The organism is Nocardia alba NBRC 108234 (genome assembly GCF_001612665.1).
Taxonomy (GTDB): domain Bacteria; phylum Actinomycetota; class Actinomycetes; order Mycobacteriales; family Mycobacteriaceae; genus Nocardia; species Nocardia alba.
On record NZ_BDAX01000016.1, the window covers coordinates 138,470 to 159,575 of the forward strand.

Annotated in this window: 21 protein-coding genes; 15 read left to right on the forward strand and 6 right to left on the reverse strand. The window is 68.8% G+C overall.

Annotated elements, in window-relative coordinates:
• The first annotated feature begins 26 nt into the window (after positions 1 to 26).
• From coaBC to NA12_RS18415, 3 genes are all read left to right on the forward strand, one after another.
• The gene (gene coaBC, locus NA12_RS18405) at positions 27 to 1,244 is read left to right on the forward strand and encodes a bifunctional phosphopantothenoylcysteine decarboxylase/phosphopantothenate--cysteine ligase CoaBC (RefSeq protein WP_067452376.1); all 1,218 of its coding nucleotides are present in this window, start codon (positions 27 to 29) and stop codon (positions 1,242 to 1,244) included.
• Positions 1,245 to 1,459: 215 nt separating this feature from the next.
• On the forward strand, positions 1,460 to 2,671 hold the full coding sequence (metK, locus tag NA12_RS18410; protein ID WP_084472883.1) for a methionine adenosyltransferase: 1,212 nt from the start codon (positions 1,460 to 1,462) through the stop codon (positions 2,669 to 2,671).
• A 14-nt stretch (positions 2,672 to 2,685) separates the two neighbouring features.
• Positions 2,686 to 4,956, forward strand: a complete 2,271-nt coding sequence (locus NA12_RS18415) for a primosomal protein N' (protein WP_243654975.1) — start codon at positions 2,686 to 2,688, stop codon at positions 4,954 to 4,956.
• An 8-nt stretch (positions 4,957 to 4,964) separates the two neighbouring features.
• Here the strand turns inward: NA12_RS18415 and NA12_RS18420 are convergent, their stop codons facing one another.
• A complete protein-coding gene (locus tag NA12_RS18420; RefSeq protein ID WP_067452385.1) occupies positions 4,965 to 5,810 on the reverse strand; it encodes an SDR family oxidoreductase in 846 nt (281 codons plus the stop codon).
• 79 nt (positions 5,811 to 5,889) lie between these two features.
• Here NA12_RS18420 and NA12_RS18425 point away from each other — a divergent pair, with 79 nt between their 5' ends.
• The 7 genes from NA12_RS18425 (at position 5,890) to NA12_RS18455 (ending at position 12,226) form a co-directional block, all read left to right on the forward strand.
• The gene (locus NA12_RS18425) at positions 5,890 to 6,477 is read left to right on the forward strand and encodes a TetR/AcrR family transcriptional regulator (RefSeq protein WP_067452388.1); all 588 of its coding nucleotides are present in this window, start codon (positions 5,890 to 5,892) and stop codon (positions 6,475 to 6,477) included.
• A 110-nt stretch (positions 6,478 to 6,587) separates the two neighbouring features.
• Complete coding sequence (locus NA12_RS18430) at positions 6,588 to 7,274, forward strand: PadR family transcriptional regulator (RefSeq protein ID WP_067452391.1); 687 nt, start codon at positions 6,588 to 6,590, stop codon at positions 7,272 to 7,274.
• Positions 7,275 to 7,336: 62 nt separating this feature from the next.
• A complete protein-coding gene (locus NA12_RS18435) occupies positions 7,337 to 8,356 on the forward strand; it encodes an esterase/lipase family protein (RefSeq protein WP_084472884.1) in 1,020 nt (339 codons plus the stop codon).
• A 76-nt stretch (positions 8,357 to 8,432) separates the two neighbouring features.
• Positions 8,433 to 8,972, forward strand: coding sequence for a peptide deformylase (gene def, locus NA12_RS18440; RefSeq protein ID WP_067452394.1), 540 nt, complete (start codon positions 8,433 to 8,435; stop codon positions 8,970 to 8,972).
• A complete protein-coding gene (gene fmt / locus NA12_RS18445) occupies positions 8,972 to 9,895 on the forward strand; it encodes a methionyl-tRNA formyltransferase (protein ID WP_067452397.1) in 924 nt (307 codons plus the stop codon). The genes def and fmt overlap by 1 nt, the downstream gene beginning before the upstream one ends.
• Before the next feature lie 533 nt (positions 9,896 to 10,428).
• Positions 10,429 to 11,787, forward strand: coding sequence for an RsmB/NOP family class I SAM-dependent RNA methyltransferase (locus tag NA12_RS18450; protein WP_132370097.1), 1,359 nt, complete (start codon positions 10,429 to 10,431; stop codon positions 11,785 to 11,787).
• Between the two features lie 94 nt (positions 11,788 to 11,881).
• Positions 11,882 to 12,226 (forward strand): MmcQ/YjbR family DNA-binding protein, encoded by a 345-nt coding sequence (locus NA12_RS18455; RefSeq protein ID WP_067452400.1) that lies wholly within the window; start codon positions 11,882 to 11,884, stop codon positions 12,224 to 12,226.
• Between the two features lie 27 nt (positions 12,227 to 12,253).
• Here NA12_RS18455 and NA12_RS18460 read toward each other — a convergent pair whose 3' ends face one another.
• Entirely contained in the window at positions 12,254 to 13,009 is a 756-nt protein-coding gene (locus tag NA12_RS18460; protein ID WP_067452521.1) for an RNA polymerase sigma factor SigF, read from the reverse strand.
• Between the two features lie 152 nt (positions 13,010 to 13,161).
• A complete protein-coding gene (locus tag NA12_RS18465; RefSeq protein WP_243654976.1) occupies positions 13,162 to 13,530 on the reverse strand; it encodes an ATP-binding protein in 369 nt (122 codons plus the stop codon).
• 153 nt (positions 13,531 to 13,683) lie between these two features.
• Between NA12_RS18465 and rpe the strand changes: the two genes are divergently transcribed.
• The gene (gene rpe, locus NA12_RS18470; protein WP_067452405.1) at positions 13,684 to 14,340 is read left to right on the forward strand and encodes a ribulose-phosphate 3-epimerase; all 657 of its coding nucleotides are present in this window, start codon (positions 13,684 to 13,686) and stop codon (positions 14,338 to 14,340) included.
• Here rpe and NA12_RS18475 read toward each other — a convergent pair whose 3' ends face one another.
• Positions 14,341 to 14,811: a hypothetical protein gene (locus NA12_RS18475; protein WP_243654977.1), complete on the reverse strand. Its 471-nt coding sequence runs from the start codon at positions 14,809 to 14,811 to the stop codon at positions 14,341 to 14,343.
• 550 nt (positions 14,812 to 15,361) lie between these two features.
• Here NA12_RS18475 and NA12_RS18480 point away from each other — a divergent pair.
• The 4 genes from NA12_RS18480 (at position 15,362) to NA12_RS18495 (ending at position 18,425) form a co-directional block, all read left to right on the forward strand.
• Positions 15,362 to 15,985, forward strand: a complete 624-nt coding sequence (locus NA12_RS18480; protein WP_067452407.1) for a riboflavin synthase — start codon at positions 15,362 to 15,364, stop codon at positions 15,983 to 15,985.
• Between the two features lie 205 nt (positions 15,986 to 16,190).
• The gene (locus NA12_RS18485) at positions 16,191 to 17,435 is read left to right on the forward strand and encodes a bifunctional 3,4-dihydroxy-2-butanone-4-phosphate synthase/GTP cyclohydrolase II (RefSeq protein ID WP_067452527.1); all 1,245 of its coding nucleotides are present in this window, start codon (positions 16,191 to 16,193) and stop codon (positions 17,433 to 17,435) included.
• Between the two features lie 25 nt (positions 17,436 to 17,460).
• On the forward strand, positions 17,461 to 17,937 hold the full coding sequence (gene ribH / locus NA12_RS18490) for a 6,7-dimethyl-8-ribityllumazine synthase (protein WP_067452411.1): 477 nt from the start codon (positions 17,461 to 17,463) through the stop codon (positions 17,935 to 17,937).
• A gap of 2 nt (positions 17,938 to 17,939) precedes the next feature.
• Complete coding sequence (locus NA12_RS18495; RefSeq protein ID WP_165914830.1) at positions 17,940 to 18,425, forward strand: PH domain-containing protein; 486 nt, start codon at positions 17,940 to 17,942, stop codon at positions 18,423 to 18,425.
• Positions 18,426 to 18,476: 51 nt separating this feature from the next.
• Here the strand turns inward: NA12_RS18495 and ggt are convergent, their stop codons facing one another.
• A complete protein-coding gene (gene ggt, locus NA12_RS18500) occupies positions 18,477 to 20,429 on the reverse strand; it encodes a gamma-glutamyltransferase (protein ID WP_067452414.1) in 1,953 nt (650 codons plus the stop codon).
• Between the two features lie 243 nt (positions 20,430 to 20,672).
• Positions 20,673 to 21,086, reverse strand: coding sequence for a hypothetical protein (locus NA12_RS18505; protein ID WP_067452417.1), 414 nt, complete (start codon positions 21,084 to 21,086; stop codon positions 20,673 to 20,675).
• Positions 21,087 to 21,106 lie beyond the last annotated feature (20 nt).

A 21,106-nucleotide genomic window follows, 5' to 3' on the forward strand; every position in this document is an offset into this window, starting at 1 on the left:
ATCTCTAGTCCGGAGGCGTAAAGACCATGCGGATCGTCGTCGGGGTCGGCGGGGGCATCGCCGCCTACAAGGCGTGTGCCCTCGTTCGCCGTTTCACCGAGACCGGACACCAGGTGCGGGTCATTCCCACCGAGTCGGCTCTCCAGTTCATCGGTAAGGCAACTTTCGAGGCGCTGTCCGGGCAGCCGGTGCACACCACGGTGTTCGCCGACGTGCCCGAGGTGCCGCATGTCCGGATCGGCCAGGAGGCCGATCTCGTCGTCATCGCCCCCGCCACCGCGGATCTGATGGCGCGCGCCGCGCAGGGGCGCGCCGACGATCTGCTCACCGCCACGTTGCTGACGGCTCGATGTCCGGTGCTGTTCGCGCCCGCGATGCACACCGAGATGTGGGAGCATCCGGCGACAGTGGCCAATGTCGCGACATTGCGCGCGCACGGCGCCACCGTGATGGAGCCGGCGTCGGGTCGGCTCACCGGCACCGATACGGGTCCGGGGCGGCTGCCCGAACCGGAGGAGATCTTCGGTCTGGCCTCGCTGCTGCTCGAACGTGCCGATGCGCTGCCCCGCGACCTGGCCGGTCGCCGTGTGGTGATCACCGCCGGTGGTACGAGGGAACCTCTCGACCCGGTGCGCTTCCTCGGCAACCGCAGCTCCGGCAAGCAGGGCTACGCCCTGGCCAGGGTCGCCGCCCAGCGCGGTGCCCAGGTGACGCTGATCGCGGGCAATACGATCGAGCTCGCCCCGCCCGCCGCCGTCGAACTGGTCCACATCACCACCGCCGACCAGCTCAAGACCGCGGTCGACAAGCACGCGCTCGGCGCCGACGCGGTGATCATGGCGGCCGCGGTCGCCGATTTCCGTCCGACCCATGTGGCCGCCGCGAAGATCAAGAAGGGCGCCGACGAACCCGACGTGATCCCGCTGACCAAGAACGAGGACATCCTCGCCGGCTTGGTCGACGCGCGCACCGAGGGACGGCTCACCGGTACCGCGATCGTCGGTTTCGCCGCCGAGACCGGTGACGACAACGGCGATGTGCTCACCCACGCCCGCGCGAAGCTGGCTCGCAAGGGCTGTGATCTGCTCGTGGTCAACGCGGTCGGCGAGGGCAAGGCGTTCGAGGTCGACACCAACGACGGCTGGTTGCTCGGCGCCGACGGCACCGAAGTCGCCCTCGATCACGGTTCGAAGGCGCTGCTGGCCAGTCGGGTGCTCGACGCGCTGGTTCCGCTGCTGCGCTGACCGGGGAGTTCGCGTCGATTCGGCGCGAAAACGGTTGCGCGGCAACGCGGATCATGCAGTGTACGGGTCGCGCGTGTGTTCGTGGTGTGGCTTGGCGCTTACTCGCCACCAGGTCGGTGGTTTGGAATAGTCTTGATGAGAAGGGTTGCGCGGTAGCACCGAGAAGTTACCGTCACAAGCCGAACGAGTAACCCGTTGAGGGAGAGGGAATAACTGTGCGTACGACAGGTAGTCGGCTTTTCACGAGTGAGTCCGTGACCGAGGGTCATCCGGACAAGATCTGTGACGCGATCAGCGATTCCATCCTCGACGCTCTGCTCGCGGAGGATCCGGGCAGTCGGGTAGCGGTGGAAACAATGGTCACCACGGGGCAGGTCCATGTGGCGGGCGAGGTCACCACCTCCGCCTACGCCGACATCCCTCGGATCGTGCGCGAGAAGGTCCTCGAGATCGGATACGACTCCTCCGCAAAGGGATTCGACGGCAACTCCTGCGGCGTCAACATCGCGATCGGTGCCCAGTCGCCGGATATCGCCCAGGGCGTCGATACCTCGCACGAGGCGCGCGTCGGCGGTTCCGACGACGAGATCGAGCGCCAGGGCGCCGGCGACCAGGGTCTGATGTTCGGTTACGCCACGACCGACACGCCCGAGCTGATGCCGTTGCCGATCGCGCTCGCGCACCGGCTCTCGCGCAAGCTCACCGAGGTCCGCAAGTCGGGTGTGCTGCCCTACCTGCGTCCCGACGGCAAAACCCAGGTCACCATCGAATACGACGGTGACCGCCCGGTTCGCCTCGATACGGTCGTCATCTCCACCCAGCACGCCGCCGATATCGATCTGGACAACCTGCTCGCTCCCGATATCCGCGAGAAGGTCGTCGACGCCGTCATCGGCGATCTGAACCTGCCCAGCCTCGACACCTCCGAGATCCGCCTGCTGGTCAACCCCACCGGCAAGTTCGTCCTCGGCGGACCCATGGGCGACGCGGGCCTGACCGGTCGCAAGATCATCGTCGATACCTACGGCGGCATGGCCCGCCACGGTGGCGGCGCGTTCTCCGGCAAGGACCCGTCGAAGGTGGACCGTTCGGCCGCCTACGCCATGCGCTGGGTCGCCAAGAACGTCGTGGCCGCCGATCTGGCGGAGCGGGTCGAGGTGCAGGTCGCGTACGCGATCGGCAAGTCGGCCCCGGTCGGGCTGTTCGTCGAGACCTTCGGCACCGAGAAGGTCGACCCGGCGCGGATCTCCACCGCCATCTCCGAGGTCTTCGATCTGCGTCCCGGTGCGATCATCCGCGATCTCGACCTGCTGCGCCCGATCTACGCGCCCACCGCCGCGTACGGGCACTTCGGCCGCACCGATGTCGACCTGCCCTGGGAGCACACGGACCGCGCCGACAAGTTGCGCGCGGCCGTCGGCCTGTAATACCCACGGACCGCGTGGCAGCGGGCGAAACATCGACAGCAGCGGGACACCCCATCGCGAGGGTGCTCCCGCTGCTCTCGCCTGCCCACCTCGACCGCGACTTCGACTACCTCGTCCCCGCTGAGCTGGACGAGATCGCGCAGCCGGGCGTTCGTGTGCGCGTCCGGTTCGCCGGTCGCCTCGTCGACGGGTACCTCCTCGACCGTCTCCCACACAGTGACCACAACGGCAAGATGATGCCGCTGGAACGGGTCGTCTCCGCGGAGCGTGTACTCACCCCGGAAATTCTGCGGCTCGCCACCGCCGTCGCCGCCCGTTATGCGGGAACGCGCGCCGATGTGCTTCGCCTGGCGATTCCACCGCGGCACGCGCGGACCGAAACCGGCGGAGTCAAGAAGGCCGCTACGGCATCTGTGCCGGAAGCTGTTGGCACAGAGGATGACTCGCCGGCGGATGCCGATTCCGAGGACAAGGCCGATGGCCATGCCGATGCCGAGGCCGGTGCTGGTGGCCGGGCCGATGCCGGTGCCGACTCAGGTGTAGGTCCAGGTGCCGACTCGACCGAGGTGAACGGTTCGGGCGAATCCGCCGCGCCGGAGCGGATCCCTGCGGATCAGCCGGGTCCGACGACCGCGGGGGCCCGGCTCGGCTCGACACCCGACGTGCCCGTCGCGCGATCGAGCATCGAGATCGATGCGTCGGCCTGGGGCCGGTATGTGCACGGACAGGCCTTTGTCGACGCGCTGGCGCACGGCAAGGGCGCGCGAGCGGCGTGGCAGGCGTTGCCGGGGGAGGACTGGGCGGCGCGGCTGGCCGAGTTGGCGGCGACGGTCGTAGCCAATGGGCGCAGCGCCGTGCTGATGGTGCCGGACCAGCGCGATCTCGACCGATTGCTCGCCGAATGTATTGCGCTGGTCGGTGATTCGGCCGTCGGCCTGGCGGCGGGATTGGGGCCGGCGGCGCGGTATCGGCGGTGGCTGGCGGTATTGCGCGGGCAGGCGCGGATCGTGGTCGGGACGCGGGCCGCGGTGTTCGCCCCGGCGCGCGACCTCGGACTGATCGCGATCTGGGACGACGGCGACGACACCTATGCCGAACCCCGGTCCCCGTATCCACATGCCAGAGAGGTGGCGATGTTGCGGGCGCACGAGACCGGAGCCGCGTTCGTCGCCGCCGGTTTCGCCCGGACCGCCGAGATCCAAGCGGTGGTCGAATCCGGTTGGGCACGTGACCTTCTCGCCGAACGTCACGTGCTGCGTGAGGTGACGCCACGGATCAGCGCGCCCGGTGACAGCGATTTCGCGCTGGAGCGCGACGCGTTGGCGCGGTCGGTGCGGATGCCCGGTGTCGCGTTCTCGGCCGCCCGCTCCGCGATCAAGGAGAACGTGGCGGTCCTGGTGCAGGTGCCCCGGCGCGGGTACGTCCCGTCCCTGGCCTGCGCGAAATGTCGCACGCCTGCCCGCTGTCGGCACTGCAACGGTCCGTTGGCGCTGCCGCAGTCGGCCGGCGGTGAAGCGGCGAGCCCGCAGTGTAAGTGGTGCGGGATCACCGAGGCGGCGTTCCGCTGCCAGGCGTGCGGTGCGCGCGCTCTGCGGGCGACGGTGATCGGCGCGGCCCGGACCGCCGAAGAACTGGGTCGCGCCTTCTCCGGGGTGCCGATCCGGACCTCGGGGGGCGGGGAGGTGCTCGATACCGTCGAACCGGGGGCTCAGGTGGTCGTCGCCACCGTCGGCGCCGAACCGCGCGTGCCGGGCGGTTATGGCGTGGCGCTGCTGCTCGACGGATGGGCGCTGCTCGGCCGCGCCGACCTGCGCGCGAGCGAGGACACCCTGCGCCGCTGGATGGGCGCGGCGGCGCTGGTGCGGCCGCGCGGGCAGGTCATCGTGATGGCCGAACCCGCCCTGCCCACCGTCCAGGCGCTGGTCCGCTGGGACCCCGTCAACCATGCCGCCGCCGAACTCGAAGCCCGCGCCGAGGTGGGCTTCCCGCCCGCGGTCCGCCTCGCCGCCGTCGACGGCACCACCGCCTCGATCGGCGAACTACTCGACGCCACCACCCTTCCCGACGGCACCGAGGTCCTCGGCCCGGTCCCGCTACCACCGACGGCCCGTAAACCCTTCTCCGGCAGCGACTCTCCTGCCGAGGTCGAGCGCATGCTGCTGCGGGTACCCCGCTCGGGCGGCGCGCCGCTGGCCCGCGCGCTCACCGCCGCCCAGGCGGTTCGCAGCTCCCACCGATCCGATGCCCCCCTTCGTGTCCAGATCGACCCCGTCGATATCGGCTGATACCGCGGTCAGGTGTACATCGCTCGATGGCGCTGTGCCCACTGCGCGTATGACGTGGCGGATCGACCGAGGACATTCTCGATATCGGTGCTGACCTGCTGCTCGTGCGCTGTCGGCGAGCCGAGGATGGTCAGTGTGTGGTCGGCGACCGGTTCGGGCATGAAGCGGAGCATGTTCTCCTTGGCTTGTTCGGCGGTGAGTTCGACGAAGGTGATCGGGGTATCGGTCGCTTCGGCGAGTGCAGCCGCTTGGTCGCGAGGGGTGATCACGGCGGGCCCGGTCAGGGTGTAGGCGCGGGCGTGATGGCCGTTTTCGCGCAGCGCCGCCGCGGCGACGGCCGCGATATCGGCGGGGTCCACGGCGGGCAGGCCGACATCGCCGAAGGGCGCCGCGACGATGCGCCGAGTGCGGACGGGTTCGATCCAGGCGTAGGTGTTGGAGAAGAACGCGCCGGGTCGCAGCGCCGTCCACTCCAGGTCGGACTCGGCGAGCGCCCGTTCGAAGGCGATCGTTCTGGCGTAGCCGTCGGAGTGGGGTCGGGTCACCGCGCCCTGCGAGGACACGAAGACCACCCGGCGCACGCCGGCGTCCGCGGCGGTTTTCAGCAGCAGTGCCGGTTCGGGGCCGGTCATCAGTTGCTCACCGGTGATCAGCAGGAACAGCGCGTCGGCGCCGTGCAGCGCGGGGGCGAGACTGTCGAGATCGCCCAGGTCGGCGACCGCGTGCTCGACACCCGCGGGTAGGTCGACGGGGCGGGTACCCCGAGACACGGCCCTGACCTGCTCACCCGCGTCGGCGAGTAGTGCGACCAGGGTGCTGCCGATGTTGCCGGTCGCTCCGGTGACGACGAACATACAATTCCTTAGTTAGTTGGCTGACTTACTCCTGCTGAGAACGTATCCCATCGGGTGTCGGCTGTCTATAGTTAGTTGTATGACTAACTCGAATGCGCAGGTCAGCACCAAGGTCGGGAAGCGGGAACGGCTGGTTCAGGCGGCGATGCGGGTGTTCTACCGGCAGGGTATCGAGAAGACGACGATCGCCGAGATCGCGCGGGAGGCCGACGTACCGGTCGGCAATGTCTACTACTACTTCAAGACGAAGGATCAATTCGTCGCCGCGGTGATCGAACTGCACGCGCAGGTCCTGGCCGGGGCTGTCGCCGAGATCGCCGAGCTGCCCGGGCCGGCTGAGCGATTGAAGGCGATGGTGCGCAGCTGGGTCGATCAGCGGGAGATGGCGGCGCGATTCGGGTGCCCGTTCGGCTCGTTGGCCGCCGAACTCGACAAGCGCGAGGATGCCTTCCGTGGCGAGCCGGCGCGCGTGATGGGCCTGCTCGTGGAGTGGGGCCGCACGCAGTTCGCCGAGCTGGGGCGTCCCGATGCCGACGAGCTCGCGATCGCGTTCGTGGCTGCCTATCAGGGAATCTCTCTGCTCACCAACACCTTTCGTGATCCGCAGCTGATGGTCACCGAGGGGGCGCGGTTGGAGCGGTGGATCGATGAACTCCGGGTGCGGTAACTCGCGGTCTTGTCGCGACACCACGAATTCAGATCTCTCCTTGCATTCGATGCATTGCCGATATATCGTCGATAGTGTCAAGTACATCGAGAGAGCCTGAGGAGGCTGTCATGCACAACCAAGAACAGCGAGAATTCGGACACTTCCGGCGCGGTCGCGGACCGGGTCCCCGGGAATTCGGTCCCGATCGTCAGCAGTTCCGCCACGGCGGGCGTCACGGCCACGGCCCCGAGTTCGGACCGGGCTTCGGCCCAGGTTTCGGACCGGGCTTCGGTCCCGGCTTCGGCCGTGGACGCGGCCGCGGCGGTCGGGGCAGGCGCGGCGACGTGCGGGCCGCGGTACTGCTGCTGCTCGTCGAGCGCCCCATGCACGGCTACGAACTGATCCAGCAGATCCGCGACCGCAGCGACGATGTCTGGCGCCCGAGTCCGGGGTCCATCTACCCGGCATTGGCCCAGCTCGAGGACGAGGGTCTGGTACTCATCGAGAAGGTGGCCGGTCGCAAGACCGCGCAGCTCACCGGCGAGGGCAAGGCCTATGTCGAGACTCATCGTGAGGATCTCGGCGACCCGTGGGCCGAGGTCAAGCAGGACGTCGGAGCCCAGGCGCTCGACCTGCGCGGGCTGGTCGGACAGGTGATGGGCGCGGTCGGTCAGGTAGCCCAGGTCGGCACCGCGCAGCAGGCGGCGAAGGCGGCCGAGGTGCTCGCCGAGACCCGTCGGGCGCTGTATCGCATCCTCGCCGAAGACGATGTCACCCCGACCGTGGACGAAGGCGACGCAACCCCCGAGAAGTGAGGGCGTCGTGAAACACCTTCCCGGCGTGCGATTGTCGGACCCATGGAGTAAATGTTTGGGTCATGGAACAACTGGGAACGTTGTGGGGTTGGGGAACATCACGATTGCGGGCGGCGGCGTCGGTCACGACACTCGCCTGCACAGCGGTGATCGGTGTGTCGTTCGCACCGATCACCGCCGCCGAACCGGCGGGCTATCGGCCCGCTGTCATTCCGATGCTGGCGGGTCCGGCACAGTCCGATCACCTGGATGCCGCCCATTACATCAAAGCCAATCCGGACTCGGTTCCGGTGGGCCTCAACAACTTCGGGTGTTCGCCGAGCGCTGAGCACCCGCGGCCGATCGTGCTGGTGCACGGCACCGACTCCAGCGCGTACTCCGACTGGGCGGGAATCGGGCCGCAACTGGTGTCGGCCGGCTACTGCGTCTTCGCGCCGAACTACGGCGGGGCGCCGGGCGCCGACACCTACGGCACCGAGGACATGCGCGTCAGTTTCGCCCAGCTCGCTCACTTCGTCGATGACGTTCTCGCCGCGACCAAGGCGAGCAAGATCGATCTGGTCGGGTTCTCCCAGGGGGCGAACATCAGCCGGTTCTATGTCAACAAGCTCGGGGGCGCGTCGAAGGTCGAGACCTGGGTCGGGCTGGCCTCACCCAGTTACGGTGGGGTCATGTACGGGCTGGTTCCGGTGGGGCAGGCTATTCCCGGCATGATGGATGTCTTCGCGAAGGTCACCTCGACGGCCGCGGTGCAGCAGGCGCAGGGCGAACCGCTCATGGTGGAACTCAACGCGGGCGGCGACACCGTGCCCGGTGTCCGCTACGTCACTGTCGGCAGCCGGGTCGACGAGATGATCCAGCCGTTCTCGAACATCGCGTTGCGCGGTGCGGGCGCGGAGAACCTCGTCCTGCAGGACCTGTGCGCCGCCAACCTGACCGGGCACTTCCACCTGGTCTACGACCCCTTCGTGCAGCAGTTGCTGCAGCGCGTTCTCGACCCGGTCCGGGCCCCCGCGCCGGTCTGCGAGCCGGTCCCGCTCGGCACCGGTATCCCCGAGGTGATCATCGCGGGCAACTCCTGACGGCCGGGCGGGACGGAAGCGCCGCGCGGGGTCACTAGACTGGGACGACCGCCATTCGTCCTCCCCGGGAGCCGCCGTGACCATTCAGCCCGTTCGCCTGTTCGGCGACCCGATCCTGCGTTCTCGTGCCGACGCGGTCACCGAGTTCGGTCCCGACCTCGCCACGTTGGTCGCCGACCTCACCGAGACCATGCACGACGACGGTGGGGTCGGGATGGCCGCGCCGCAGATCGGCGTCGGGCTGCGGGTGTTCGTCTATGACACCGGCGATGCCGCGGGACATGTGGTGAATCCCGAATGGTCGACGGTCGGGGCCGACGAACAGGTCGGACCCGAGGGCTGCCTGTCGATCCCCGGCGTGCGCTACGACGTGCGCCGGGCCGCGCGCGTGCGGGTCAGCGGGGTCGATATCACCGGTGCGCCGGTGGAATTCGAGGCCGAGGGGCTGCTCGCGCGTTGCGTCCAGCACGAGTACGACCACCTCGACGGCGTGCTGTTCGTCAACCGGCTCGAACCGGCCGATCGCAAGGACGCGATGCGCACCATCCGTGAATCCGACTGGTTCCGCGGCGGGATCACCGTGCGCGAATCCAGCGGTGTCGGCGGTGGTCGCTGATGCGCGTGGTCTTCGCCGGCACGCCGGAGCCCGCCGTGCCCTCGCTGCGCCGGTTGATCGAGAGCGAGGGACATGAGGTCGTCGCGGTGCTCACCCGGCCCGACGCGGTCGCGGGCCGTGGCCGCAAGCTCTTGCGCTCGCCGGTCGGGCAGCTCGCCGACGAACACGGCATTCCGGTGTTCACGCCCCGCAAGCCGTCCGAGCCCGAATTCGTCGCCGCGCTCACCGAGCTCGCACCGGACTGCTGCCCGGTCGTCGCCTACGGTGCGCTGCTGCCGCAACAGGTGCTCGACATCCCCACGCACGGCTGGATCAACCTGCACTTCTCGCTGCTGCCCGCCTGGCGCGGGGCGGCTCCCGTGCAGGCCGCGATCGACGCGGGTGACGACATGACCGGTGCGTCGACCTTCCTGATCGAAGCAGGCCTCGACACCGGCCCGGTGTACGGGGTGATGACCGAGAAGATCGGGCTCACCGACACCGCGGGCGAACTGCTGACCCGGCTCGCCGAAGCCGGTGCCGTGCTGCTCGAGAAGACGTTGGACGGTGTGGAAGACGGTTCGCTGCAAGCGATTCCGCAATCCCACGACGGCGTGACCTACGCACCGAAGGTGACCGTGGAGGCCGGGCGGATCGGGTTCGACGAACCCGCGCTCGCCATCTCCCGCCATATCCGCGCCGTCACCCCGGCGCCCGGCGCGTGGACCGAGGTGAACGGGCTGCGCCTCAAACTCGGCCCGGTGGAAATGGTGGAGGAAACCTTGCCCGAACGCGAGATCGAGGTGCGCAAGTCCGGCGTCTTCGTCGGAACATCGACCACAGCGGTCCGCCTGGGGCAGGTCCAGCCGCCCGGCAAGAAGATGATGAACGCCCTCGACTGGGCGCGCGGCGCCCGCCTGGCGCCCGGCACGGTGATCGGATGAGTGCCTCGGACCGCCGCCGTCGCCGCGAAGCCGATGCCGCGAACGGCGTGAGCCCGCGCGAGAACCGCAAGCCCGCCGGTAAGTCCGGCGCGAGCCCCCGCGACGACCGCAAGATCACCGGCAAGAACGTCGACGGTGGCTGGGCGGCCCGCGCCGCGAAGGGCACCGCCACCCCGCGCGCGGACGGCGACCGCTGGACAGACCGCGGCGGCTCCGATCGACCCCGCCGCGACGACCGTGACGGGGGCACTCGATCCGGCGCGCCCCGCCGTGCGGACGACCGCCCCGGTTTCGGCGGCGCGAACGATCGGGCTCAGGGTCGTGACTCGGGCGACCAGCGCGGTGATCGTGGTGGCGCGGGACGGACAGGCGCGGCGCGTTCCGGTGTGGGACGTTCCGATCGTGGCGCGTCGCGTCCCGATCGTGGTGCGCGCGCGGGAGACTCGCGTGGCCGTGGTGCGGGCACCCGGGATGCCGGTGAGCAGACGAGCAAAGCCCCCACGCAGCGTCGGCCCGAGCGTCCCGATCCCAGCGTGCCCAGTCCGCGCAAGCGCCGCGGCGAGCCCGTCGACCCCGCGCGCGAAGTCGCCCTCGATGTGCTGCGGGCCGTGCGCGAGCGCGACGCCTATGCCAACCTCGCGCTGCCGAAGCTGTTGCGCGAGCGCAAGATCAGCGGGCGCGATGCCGCGTTCGCGACCGAGCTCACCTACGGCGCCAGCCGTTCGCAAGGGCAGCTCGATGCGGTGATCTCGGCGTGCGCGGGCCGCCCGGTCGACGAGATCGACGGACCCATCCTCGATATCCTGCGCCTCGGCGTCTACCAGCTGCTGCGGACCCGCACCGGCGCGCACGCGGCCGTCGACACCTCCGTCGACTTGGCCAGTGCCGAATTCGGCCAGGGGCGTGCCGGTTTCGTCAACGCGGTGCTGCGTCGGGCAGGGGAGAAGACCGCCGACGAATGGGTCGCCGAGTTGGCCCCCGCCGACCCGGTCGGCAAACTCGCCTTCGAGCACGCGCATCCGAAGTGGATCGCCCAGTCGTTCGCCGACGCGCTCGGCGCGCGGGCGGGCGAGCTGGACGCCCTGCTGACCGCCGACGACGAGCGCCCGATCGTGCACCTGGTCGCCCGGCCCGGCGAGATCACCGCCGAAGAGCTGGCGCTGGTCACCGGTGGGGAAGAGGGCCGCTGGTCGCCGTACGCGGTGTACCTCGACGGTGGCGATCCCGGCCTGCTGGAGCCGGTCCGTGACGGCATCGCCGCCGTGCAGGACGAGGGCAGCCAGCTGGTCGCGCTCGCCCTCACCCGCGCACCGCTGGAAGGCCCCGACACGGGGCGCTGGCTCGATCTCTGCGCGGGTCCCGGGGGTAAGGCGGCCCTGCTCGGCGCGCTCGCCGCGATCGACCTGTTCACCGTCGACGCCGTGGAACCGGCCGAACACCGGGCCGAACTGGTCCGCAAATCCACGCGGAATCTGCCCGTCACCGTGCACGTCGCGGACGGTCGCGACAGTGGCCTGACGCCCGGTTACGACCGCGTCCTGGTCGACGCGCCGTGCACGGGCCTCGGTGCCCTGCGTCGGCGCCCCGAGGCGCGCTGGCGCCGCACTCCGGCCGATGTGGCGGAACTGGTGACCCTGCAGCGTGAACTCCTCACCGCCGCATGGGATCTGGTGCGTCCCGGTGGTGTGGTCGTGTATTCGACCTGCTCGCCGCACCTCGCCGAAACCGTGTCGGTGGTCGCCGATTTCGTCCGCCGCACCGGTGCCGAAGAACTCGACAGTCGCGAGTTCCTGCCCGGTGTCACCGAGCTCGGCGACGGCCCGTCCGCGCAGCTGTGGCCGCACCGCCACGGCACCGACGCCATGTTCCTGGCGACGTTGCGTAAGAAGTAGACGAGATCCTACGACGGCGCCGTTGCCCACCCGGGGGACGGCGCCGTTCCATTCGTCCAAGCGAGGCGCGAGTGCCGCGGCGCAGAATCGGCGTATGACGATGACATGGGATCAGGTGGTCGCGATGGCGACGGCACTGCCGGGTGTGGCGGAAGGCACCTGGTGGCGCAGTCCCGGCCTGAATGTCGGCGGCAAGAGCTTCGCCCGACTGCGTGATGAAGCCGAAGGCGGCCTCGTACTGCTCTGTGAGCCCACGGAGAAGCAAGCCCTGCTCGCCTGCGGCGACCCGGCCTTCTACACGACCCCGCACTACGACGGGCACCCCTACATCCTCATCGACCTCGACGCGGTCGACCCACAGCAGCTCGCCGAGTTGCTCGACAGCGCGTGGTGGCTGCGTGCCCCCGCGAAGCTGCGGCGGGCGAGGCAGGGTAGCTAGGAGAGGACTCCGTTGTCCTGTCCCGAGTCAGTCCCGTTCGGACAATTCACGCAGGCGCGCCAGGGTTTTCGCGAGAATCCGGGACACGTGCATCTGCGAGATCCCCAGCTGCGACGCGATCTGGGTCTGCGTCATCGACTCGAAGAATCGCATGGTCAGAATGCGGCGCTCACGTTCGGGCAGGCCCGCCAGCAGCGGACGCACCGCGATGTACTCCTCGACCCGGTCGAACTGCGCCTCTTCCTCGCCGAGCGTATCGAGCAGCGAGGCGTCGCTGTCGCGCCCGATCGAGGCCGCGTCGATCGACGTGGGCTGATAGGCATTGCCCGCGATGACGGCCTGGGTGACCTCGTCGGGGTCGACATCGAGCTCGGCGGCGATCTCCTTGGCGGTGGGTGAGCGCCCCAACCGCTGCGACAGCTGATCCACCGCCGCGCCGATGCGCAGGTGGGTTTCCTTGACGCGCCGGGGAACCCGCATCGCCCAGGTGTTGTCCCGGAAGTACCGTCGGACCTCGCCCATGATCGTCGGCACGGCGAAGGACAGGAAATTCGAGCCACGGCTCAGGTCGAACCGGTCCACCGCGTGGACCAGACCGACGCGCGCCACCTGCGACAGATCGTCGAACGGCTCACCGCGTCCGCTGAATTTGCGGGCGATGTGGTCGGCCAGCGGGATACAGCGGTTGATCAGCGCGTCACGCGCGACGGCGTGCGCGACGCTGCCCGGCTCGGTCGCCGCGAGCCGCTCGAACAGGGCGCTGACATCGTCGTACCCGGACACCGGTTCCGGGGTCTCGGTCTCCTCCTCGAGGCTTTCCTGCTCGAGGGATTCCTTGTTCGATTCCTCGACGTCCGATTCCTCGGCGGCAGGGGAGTCGGTTTTGTCAGGTTCGCTGAGATTGTGCTGGTCGGGCTGGTTGTCCTCGCCGTGCACTATGCCTTCCCCCGGACCCTGCGGAATCGGACCGTCGTCGGGTACCCGGACAGGCTGGCGTCGAAATCCTGCTGTTCGGCGATGACTTCGTCGCAGAGCGTGCGCAGCACATGCCACCCGAAGCTGCGCTGATCGGGCATGCCCTGCGCGGCGGCGACACCGTCGACGCGCACCTGGAGTTCGGCGTCACCGACAAGGAATTCACAGGTGAGCAGCGTCTCCGGGCCCGCGATCGCGATGATCGTCGAGCACACCTCGTCGACGGCGAGGCGGACGTCGGCTACCTCGTCGAGGGTGAAATCGCTGAGTAGTACCAGTGTTTCGGCCAGTCCGCGCACGATTGGCAGCTGCGTCAGCTGGGCTGCCACACGAATCTCCACCGGGGCGCCGAAGGGCCCATGTTCCGCCGAAAAATTGGTCACCCTGAGAAGGCTACCCATATCCCGGCAGGGCAATCACCATCGCCGTCGCTAGACTGGCGCGCTGTGTCCACTCCGACGTTCTCTCGTCCGTCCCAGCCGATGATCGCCCCGTCGATCCTGTCCGCGGACTTCGCGAATCTGGCCGCCGAGGCCGCCGCGGTGCAAGGAAGCGATTGGCTCCATGTCGATGTCATGGACGGTCATTTCGTGCCGAATCTCACGCTGGGTCTGCCGATCGTGCAGAGCCTGCTGAAGGCCACCGATATTCCGTTCGATTGCCACCTGATGATCGACGATCCCGGCCGCTGGGCCCCGAGCTACGCCGAGGCAGGCGCCTACAACGTCACCATCCACGCCGAGGCGACCGATGATCCGATCGCGGTGGCGCGCGATATCCGCGCCGCGGGCGCCCGGGCCGGCCTGTCGGTGAAGCCGAACACTCCGATCGAGCCGTACCTGGAGATTCTGCGCGAATTCGACACCCTGCTGGTAATGAGTGTGGAACCGGGTTTCGGCGGGCAGTCGTTCATCCCCGGCGTGCTGGAGAAGGCCCGGATCGTGCGCAACCTGGTCGATTCGGGTGAACTGCGCCTGGTCGTGGAAATCGACGGCGGCATCAACGACGACACCATCGAGCAGGCCGCCGCGGCCGGGATCGACTGCTTCGTGGCCGGGTCGGCCGTCTACAACACGGCCGATCCCGGCGCCGCCGTGCAGAAGCTGCGCAACCTGGCCACCTCGGCCTGGCTTCCGTAGCTACAGCGAGCGGAGTCTGCGGGTGCCCAGCACCCGCGCCGCGTCGATGACGGCCTGCACCATCGGGCGCTGGTCGCTGGATTCGGGGGCCTGTACCCAGGTGCGGTAGCCGGTGCGCTCGTCGTCGGGGGAGGGCAGCACGATCTGGCTGCCCGCGCAGGCGACGGTGGCGTACAGGCGGAACAGTTCGGCCGACGCGGTCGTGGCGACGGAGTCCGGCCGGCACGGGCCGGTGAGGAAGGTCCAGCGCCGCGCACGGGGGTGATCGACCACCGGACCCGCGATCGCGGCCTCACGCAGCCGGGCCTGTACGCGCTCGCCCAGGTCGCTCGGCATGGTCACCGCGCCGTAGTGCGCGCCGATCTGGAGCAGAATGCGGCGGGAATCGAAATCGATCTTGGCCGGTAGGTGCAGTTCTCGGCGGTAATGCACGCAGCGCATTTCCAGCGTCGAATCGACCAATGTGCTCACGCGGCACCCCCATATATAGCGAACCTGTTATAACCCACAGTGTTGTCTTCCTGGAGTGGTGGACTATCCCTGGGGTGAACTCCCGGTAGCCACAGCGCTCCGGGCAATGATGTCGGGAGAAACCCGCAGTTCCAGGGCCCGACATCGGGTTGAACAGTAGGAATCGTCGACGTGACAATGTTGCGTCAACGACGCGGCGGGCGCAAGCATTCCACTCACCGTGTTTCCAGTTCGTAATGGCGGGTAATGCCACGGTAAGGCAACCGGATGAATGCGCGGGATCGGTTGGCTGAAAATTGTATTGACCGACAACCGCCGTATCAATTTACGGCGTCGTTTTGCCGTGTCGAAACACCGCGCCGCCGCGCCGAGGACCAGTCGATCACCGGCCGTGGCCGATATCCCACGCACGGACGGGTTCGGCCCCCGACCGGGGCTCACGGGTCGCGCTATTAGGCTGTGCGACGAGTCGGGTGTCGGTAAGGGAATAGCGGCCACCCTCTTGCTGTTGGGCCCAACGGGTACGGATGACGCGACAAGGGAGTCAGGCATGTTCACAGGGATCGTCGAGGAGCTGGGCGAAATCGTGGCCACCGAAGCGCTGACCGACGCCGCCCGATTGACGATCCGCGGCAAGTTGGTGACTTCCGATGCCGGACACGGCGATTCGATCGCCGTCAACGGCGTCTGCCTCACCGTCGTCGATGTGATCGACGGCGACAGCTTCACCGTCGACGTCATGGACGAGACGTTGAAGCGCTCGAGTATCGGCGGTCTGGTTCCTGGATCACCGGTCAACCTCGAACGCGCGGCCGCGTTGAACAGCCGCCTGGGTGGGCACCTCGTACAGGGCCACGTCGACGGCACCGGCACCGTGCTGCGGCGCACCCCGTCGGAGAACTGGGAGGTCGTGCGGATCTCGCTGCCCGATTCCGTCGCCCGCTATGTGGTGGAGAAGGGCTCGATCACGGTCGACGGTGTTTCGCTCACCGTCTCCGCGCTCGGCATCGACGAGCAACCGAACGGCGACGGATCCCGCGATTGGTTCGAGGTCTCCCTGATCCCGACCACCCTCGCCCTGACCGTCCTCGGCACCGCCCCCGTCGGCGCCACCGTGAACCTCGAGGTGGACGTCATCGCGAAGTACGTGGAACGCCTCGCCCAACGAGGCTGACACCGATCGGCACCGGGCCTGACCGAACGTCCCCGGACCACGCCGTAATGTAAGTGTCATTGCCATCCCCACGGCAGTTTCTCGGCCGACCCGATCTGGACCGACCAGCGGGCGCGGCGAAGGAGTGCCCGCCGGGAGGGAAGATCGAGGCCCCCGGGCCGAGAAACCCGCGGCGTCAGCCGCCAAAATTATGGAGCAAGCAGACGTGACCAGGTTGGACAGCATCGAACGCGCGGTCGCCGATATCGCGGCCGGCAAGGCTGTGGTCGTCATCGACGACGAGGACCGGGAGAACGAAGGCGATCTCATCTTCGCGGCCGAGAAGGCCACTCCGGAGCTGGTCGCGTTCATGATCCGCTACACCTCCGGCTACATCTGCGTGCCGTTGACCGCCGACGACTGCGACCGGCTCGGCCTGCCACCCGCGTACGCGATGAACCAGGACAAGCACGGCACTGCCTACACCGTCTCGGTGGACGCTCGCGAGGGCATCACCACCGGCATCTCCGGTGCCGACCGGGCCGTCACCATGCGCCTGCTGGCCAGCGCGCAGGCCAAGGCCGACGACTTCACCCGCCCCGGCCATGTGGTGCCGCTGCGCGCCAAGGACGGCGGCGTGCTGCGCAGGCCCGGGCACACCGAGGCCGCGGTCGATCTGGCCCGGATGGCCGGGTTGCAGCCCGCCGGCGTGATCTGCGAGATCGTCAGCCAGAAGGACGATGGGCACATGGCACGCACCGACGAGTTGCGCGTGTTCGCCGATGAGCACAACCTGGCGATGATCTCGATCGCCGACATGATCGCCTGGCGCCGCAAGCACGAGAAGCATGTCGTGCGTGTGGCCGAGGCCCGCATTCCGACCGCGCACGGCGATTTCAAGGCGGTGGGCTATCAGAGCATCTTCGACGATGCCGAGCACGTGGCGCTGGTGCGTGGCGACATCGCCGACGGCGAGGATGTGCTGGTGCGCGTGCACTCGGAATGCCTGACCGGTGACGTCTTCGGCTCGCTGCGCTGCGATTGCGGTCCGCAGCTGGACGCGGCACTCGAGATGGTCGACCAGGAGGGCCGTGGCGTGGTCCTCTACATGCGCGGGCACGAGGGCCGTGGCATCGGGCTGATGCACAAGCTGCAGGCCTACCAGTTACAGGACACCGGGCGCGACACCGTGGACGCCAACCTCGACCTCGGCCTGCCCGCCGACGCCCGTGACTACGGCACCGGGGCTCAGATCCTGGTCGATCTCGGCATCCGCTCGATGCGTCTGCTCACCAACAATCCGGCCAAGCGCGTCGGCCTCGACGGCTACGGCCTCGCGATCACCGAGCGCGTGCCGATGCCCTTGCGCGCCAATGCAGAGAACCTGCACTACCTGCGCACCAAGCGGGATCGGATGGGGCACGACCTGGTCGGCCTCGACGATCTCGATCTCGGCGAAACCGCGCAGTGATCACTTCTGACGAAAGGCGGCAACGATGAGCGGCACCGGTGTTCCGAGCTTCGCCCTGGCACAGGCCAAGGACGTCAAACTCGGGATCGTCGCCTCGCGCTGGCACACCGAGATCTGCGACACCCTCGTGGCGAATGCCGAGCGGGTGGCCAAGGAATCCGGCGTCGAGCATGTGACCGTGGTGCGTTGCGCCGGTGCGATGGAGCTGCCGGTGGTCGCGCAGGAGCTCGCGCGCACACACGATGCCGTGGTGGCGCTGGGCGTGGTGATCCGTGGTGGCACACCGCATTTCGAGTACGTGTGTGACGCGGTGACGGCCGGGCTGACCCGGGTCTCGCTCGATGCGGCCACCCCGGTCACCAACGGCGTGCTCACCACGAACGACGAGGAGCAGGCGCGCGATCGGGCCGGGCTGCCCGGTTCTGCGGAGGACAAGGGCGAACAGGCCTGCGCCGCCGCGCTCGACGCCGCGCTCACCTTGCGCGCGCTGCGATCGGTGTGAGCGTGCCGGTGGTGCGGACCTGGCGTCGCGGTGCCCCTGAACCCGAGGCGGCCTGGGAGTTCGAGGTGCGCCCCCGGCGCTCGACCCGCACCGCGATCGTGGTCGCGATCATCATCGTCGTCGCGTTCACCGCGGGTGGGTTGCTGCTGCGCACCGGGTCGACCGGGGTGAATTTCCGGGTCGCCGATCAGGTCGCGATGATCCTGATCGGCGTGGTCGGCGCGGGCGCGGTACTGATGCTCACCCGACCACGCGTGCGCGTGGGTAGTCAGGGTGTCGGGGTACGCAACATCCTGGGCGAGCAGGTGTACCCCTGGGCCTACATCCGCGGCGCGAGCTTCCCCGACCGCAAGGCATGGGCCCGCCTGGAACTGGCCGACGACGACTATGTCCCGATGCTCGCGATTCGGTCCAACGACAAGACCCACGCCGCCGACGCCATCGAACGCGTTCGCGAACTCGGCGCCCGCTACGCCCCACAGGACTGAGCCCCGCTGACCGCCTGTGCGCCACCCGGTGGCGACGCACAGGTCAGCACGTCAGCGGGTATCGCCGAGGACCGCTCCCTCGCGGCGCGGATCCGCGCCGCCGATCCAGCCGTCCTTGCCGTTGTGTTGCAGAGCGCTGAGTCCGCTGGACTGCGGCGCCACCGACACCTGATGGCCCATCGCCCGGAGCTTCTGGACCAGGGGATCGTGGTCGCCGTTGTCGGACGCGTCGATGCGGGGGTGCTCGCCGCCGACGCCGGTGACCGGCGTATTGCCCGCGCCGAACGACACCCCGGAGACCGCCTGCTGCGGGTCGAGGCCCCAATCCAGCACATTGACCAGCGTTTTCACGACGAACTGGATGATCACCGAGCCACCGGGTGATCCCGTGACGAGCTTCAGTTCGCCACGGTCGCCCTGGTCGTCACGATCGAACACCAAGGTCGGGGCCATCGAACTGCGCGGGCGCTTGTTGGGCTGGAGACGGTTGGCGACCGGCGTCCCGTCGGGCGCGACCGGGTCGGCGGCGAAGTCGGTGAGCTGGTTGTTCAGGACGAATCCGTCGACGAGATGGAACGACCCGAACGCCGATTCGACCGTCGTGGTCATCGCCACGGCGTTGCCGTATTTGTCGATGACGGAGATGTGGCTGGTGCCGTGCTCGGGAGGCTGTGGTCCGTTGCCGAGGGGCACCGGTCCCAGGTTGCCCGGCTCGGCGGTACCCATACTGCGCTGCGGATCGATCAGCGTCGACCGCTCTTTCAGGTACTGCGGGTGAACGAGCGAGAGAGCTGAATTGCCGGGCAGCGGAACGAAATCCGGGTCGGCGACGTACTTGTTGCGGTCGGCGTAGGCCAGTCGCTCCGCTTCGGAGATCAGGTGCACGGCCTGCGCGTCGGGACGCCCGCCGTTGGCATCGAGTTCCTGGGGGCGCAGCGCGGGGATATCGAAGTTGGCGAGGATGCCCAGGGTCGCGGCGACGGTGCTGCCGCCGGAGGACGGCGCGGGCATGCCACACAGTTCGTACTTGCGATATCCGGTACACAGCGCCGAGCGCTTCTTGGCCTGGTAGTCGGCCAGGTCGGTAGTGGTCAGCGCGCTGGGGGTGCGGCCACCCGCCGTACTGCCCGCGGCCTCGACGATGTCGCGGGCGATGGCGCCGCTGTAGAAGGCTTTCGCGCCGTCGGTCGCTATCGCCGAGAGCGTCTTCGCCAGCGCCGGATTGGTGAGGACGGTGCCCGACTTCTTGGGCGAACCATCGGCTTCGAGGAAGTAGCCGCGCGCGGCCTCGTCGGCGGCCAGGTCTTTCGCGGACTCGGCGATCTGGCCCGCCAGCCGTGGACTGATCTCGAAACCGCTGTCGGACAGGCTGATCGCGGGATCGAACAGTTCCTTCCAGGCGCTCATCCCGTGCTCGGCATGCGCGAGTTCGAGCATGCGCAGCACACCGGGTACACCGATGGATCGACCGCTGGCCCGGGCGTTCGGCGCCGGTTCGGTGCGGTCGGTGTCGCTGACCCAGCGCAGATAGTTCTCGGTCGCCGCGGCGGGGGCGGTCTCGCGGCCGTCGTAGGTGTCGACCGTGCGCGACTTCGCGTCGTAGTGCACCAGGAACGCGCCGCCGCCGATACCGGAGGCCTGCGGTTCGACCAGCCCCAGCACCGCCTGCGCGGTGACCAGCGCGTCGGTGGCGGTGCCACCCGCCCGCAGCACCCGGCACGCGGCCTCGGTGGCGATCGGATTGGCGGTCGAGACCGCGTAGGTGCTGGTGCGCACCGCCGTCATACCCGAGCGATACCCCGACGCGATCTCAGGATTGGTGCTGAGATTCTGCGAGGTCGGCGCACCCGTGCCGGTGGCGGGCGCCGCGGATACGGGCGTGCCGTTGGGCGTGCTGGTGCACTCCGCGGCCGCTTTCTCGTCTGTCGAACATCCGGCCAGTACCCCCACCACGAGCACTGCGGCCGTCGTGGCCCCGATCCACGTCCGTCGCCTTGGCGTCATCAGGCCAGGGTAACCCGCCGGTACGACACGATTCGAGCTTTTTCCGTTGGGCCGCCCGCCGCGCGCCCGTCGTCGACACCTCGATGGCGGACACGCCAATTCTGTTTTCCCCGGCCGATTTTCGCCGGACACGCACCCGGCCTCACCGGCACGGTGCTGAACTCTGTTGCCACCCAGGTAGTTCCGCTCGGCATCGCCGTGACACGAGGTCGGCGCGGTCGAATGAGCCGGCCGACGCACCGGTCAGCGCGCGCGGACGAACCAGGTGCGGGCCGAGGGGCGAAGAAGAAGTCCGGCGACCGCCCCGTTGGCGACGATGCCGACCACCCCGGGCGGCAGGCCGGTGAGAATGCCCGTCGATGACACCAGAAGCGCCACTACCGCGACCCCGATCGCCGCTTTGCGCACCAGGTCACCACCCTGCCGGAACATCAGCACCAGCGGGACCAGCGCGAAGGACGGCAGGTACCCGGCGAGCAGCGCGCCGAGTGAACCGCCGAGCGCTACCGTGATCGCGCTCAGCATCACGCCGACGGCGGCGGCGACCGCCGCGATCAGGCGTGCCCCACGCACCGTGCCGGGCATGACCCAGGGCGGGGTCACCTCGTCGTCGTAGTGGTTGTCACCGGTTCGCGGCAGGGCGGCGGCGTAGCTCATCGGTCGTCCTTTCGTGCGCG

Coding starts and splice junctions, on each gene's coding strand:
- NA12_RS18430 (WP_067452391.1), top strand. CDS start 6,588: ATGCACAACCAAGAACAGCGAGAATTCGGACACTTCCGGCGCGGTCGC.
- rpe (WP_067452405.1), top strand. CDS start 13,684: ATGATCGCCCCGTCGATCCTGTCCGCGGACTTCGCGAATCTGGCCGCC.
- NA12_RS18455 (WP_067452400.1), top strand. CDS start 11,882: ATGACGATGACATGGGATCAGGTGGTCGCGATGGCGACGGCACTGCCG.
- fmt (WP_067452397.1), top strand. CDS start 8,972: ATGCGCGTGGTCTTCGCCGGCACGCCGGAGCCCGCCGTGCCCTCGCTG.
- NA12_RS18480 (WP_067452407.1), top strand. CDS start 15,362: ATGTTCACAGGGATCGTCGAGGAGCTGGGCGAAATCGTGGCCACCGAA.
- NA12_RS18425 (WP_067452388.1), top strand. CDS start 5,890: ATGACTAACTCGAATGCGCAGGTCAGCACCAAGGTCGGGAAGCGGGAA.
- ribH (WP_067452411.1), top strand. CDS start 17,461: ATGAGCGGCACCGGTGTTCCGAGCTTCGCCCTGGCACAGGCCAAGGAC.
- NA12_RS18505 (WP_067452417.1), bottom strand. CDS start 21,086: ATGAGCTACGCCGCCGCCCTGCCGCGAACCGGTGACAACCACTACGAC.
- ggt (WP_067452414.1), bottom strand. CDS start 20,429: ATGACGCCAAGGCGACGGACGTGGATCGGGGCCACGACGGCCGCAGTG.
- NA12_RS18435 (WP_084472884.1), top strand. CDS start 7,337: ATGGAACAACTGGGAACGTTGTGGGGTTGGGGAACATCACGATTGCGG.
- coaBC (WP_067452376.1), top strand. CDS start 27: ATGCGGATCGTCGTCGGGGTCGGCGGGGGCATCGCCGCCTACAAGGCG.
- NA12_RS18420 (WP_067452385.1), bottom strand. CDS start 5,810: ATGTTCGTCGTCACCGGAGCGACCGGCAACATCGGCAGCACCCTGGTC.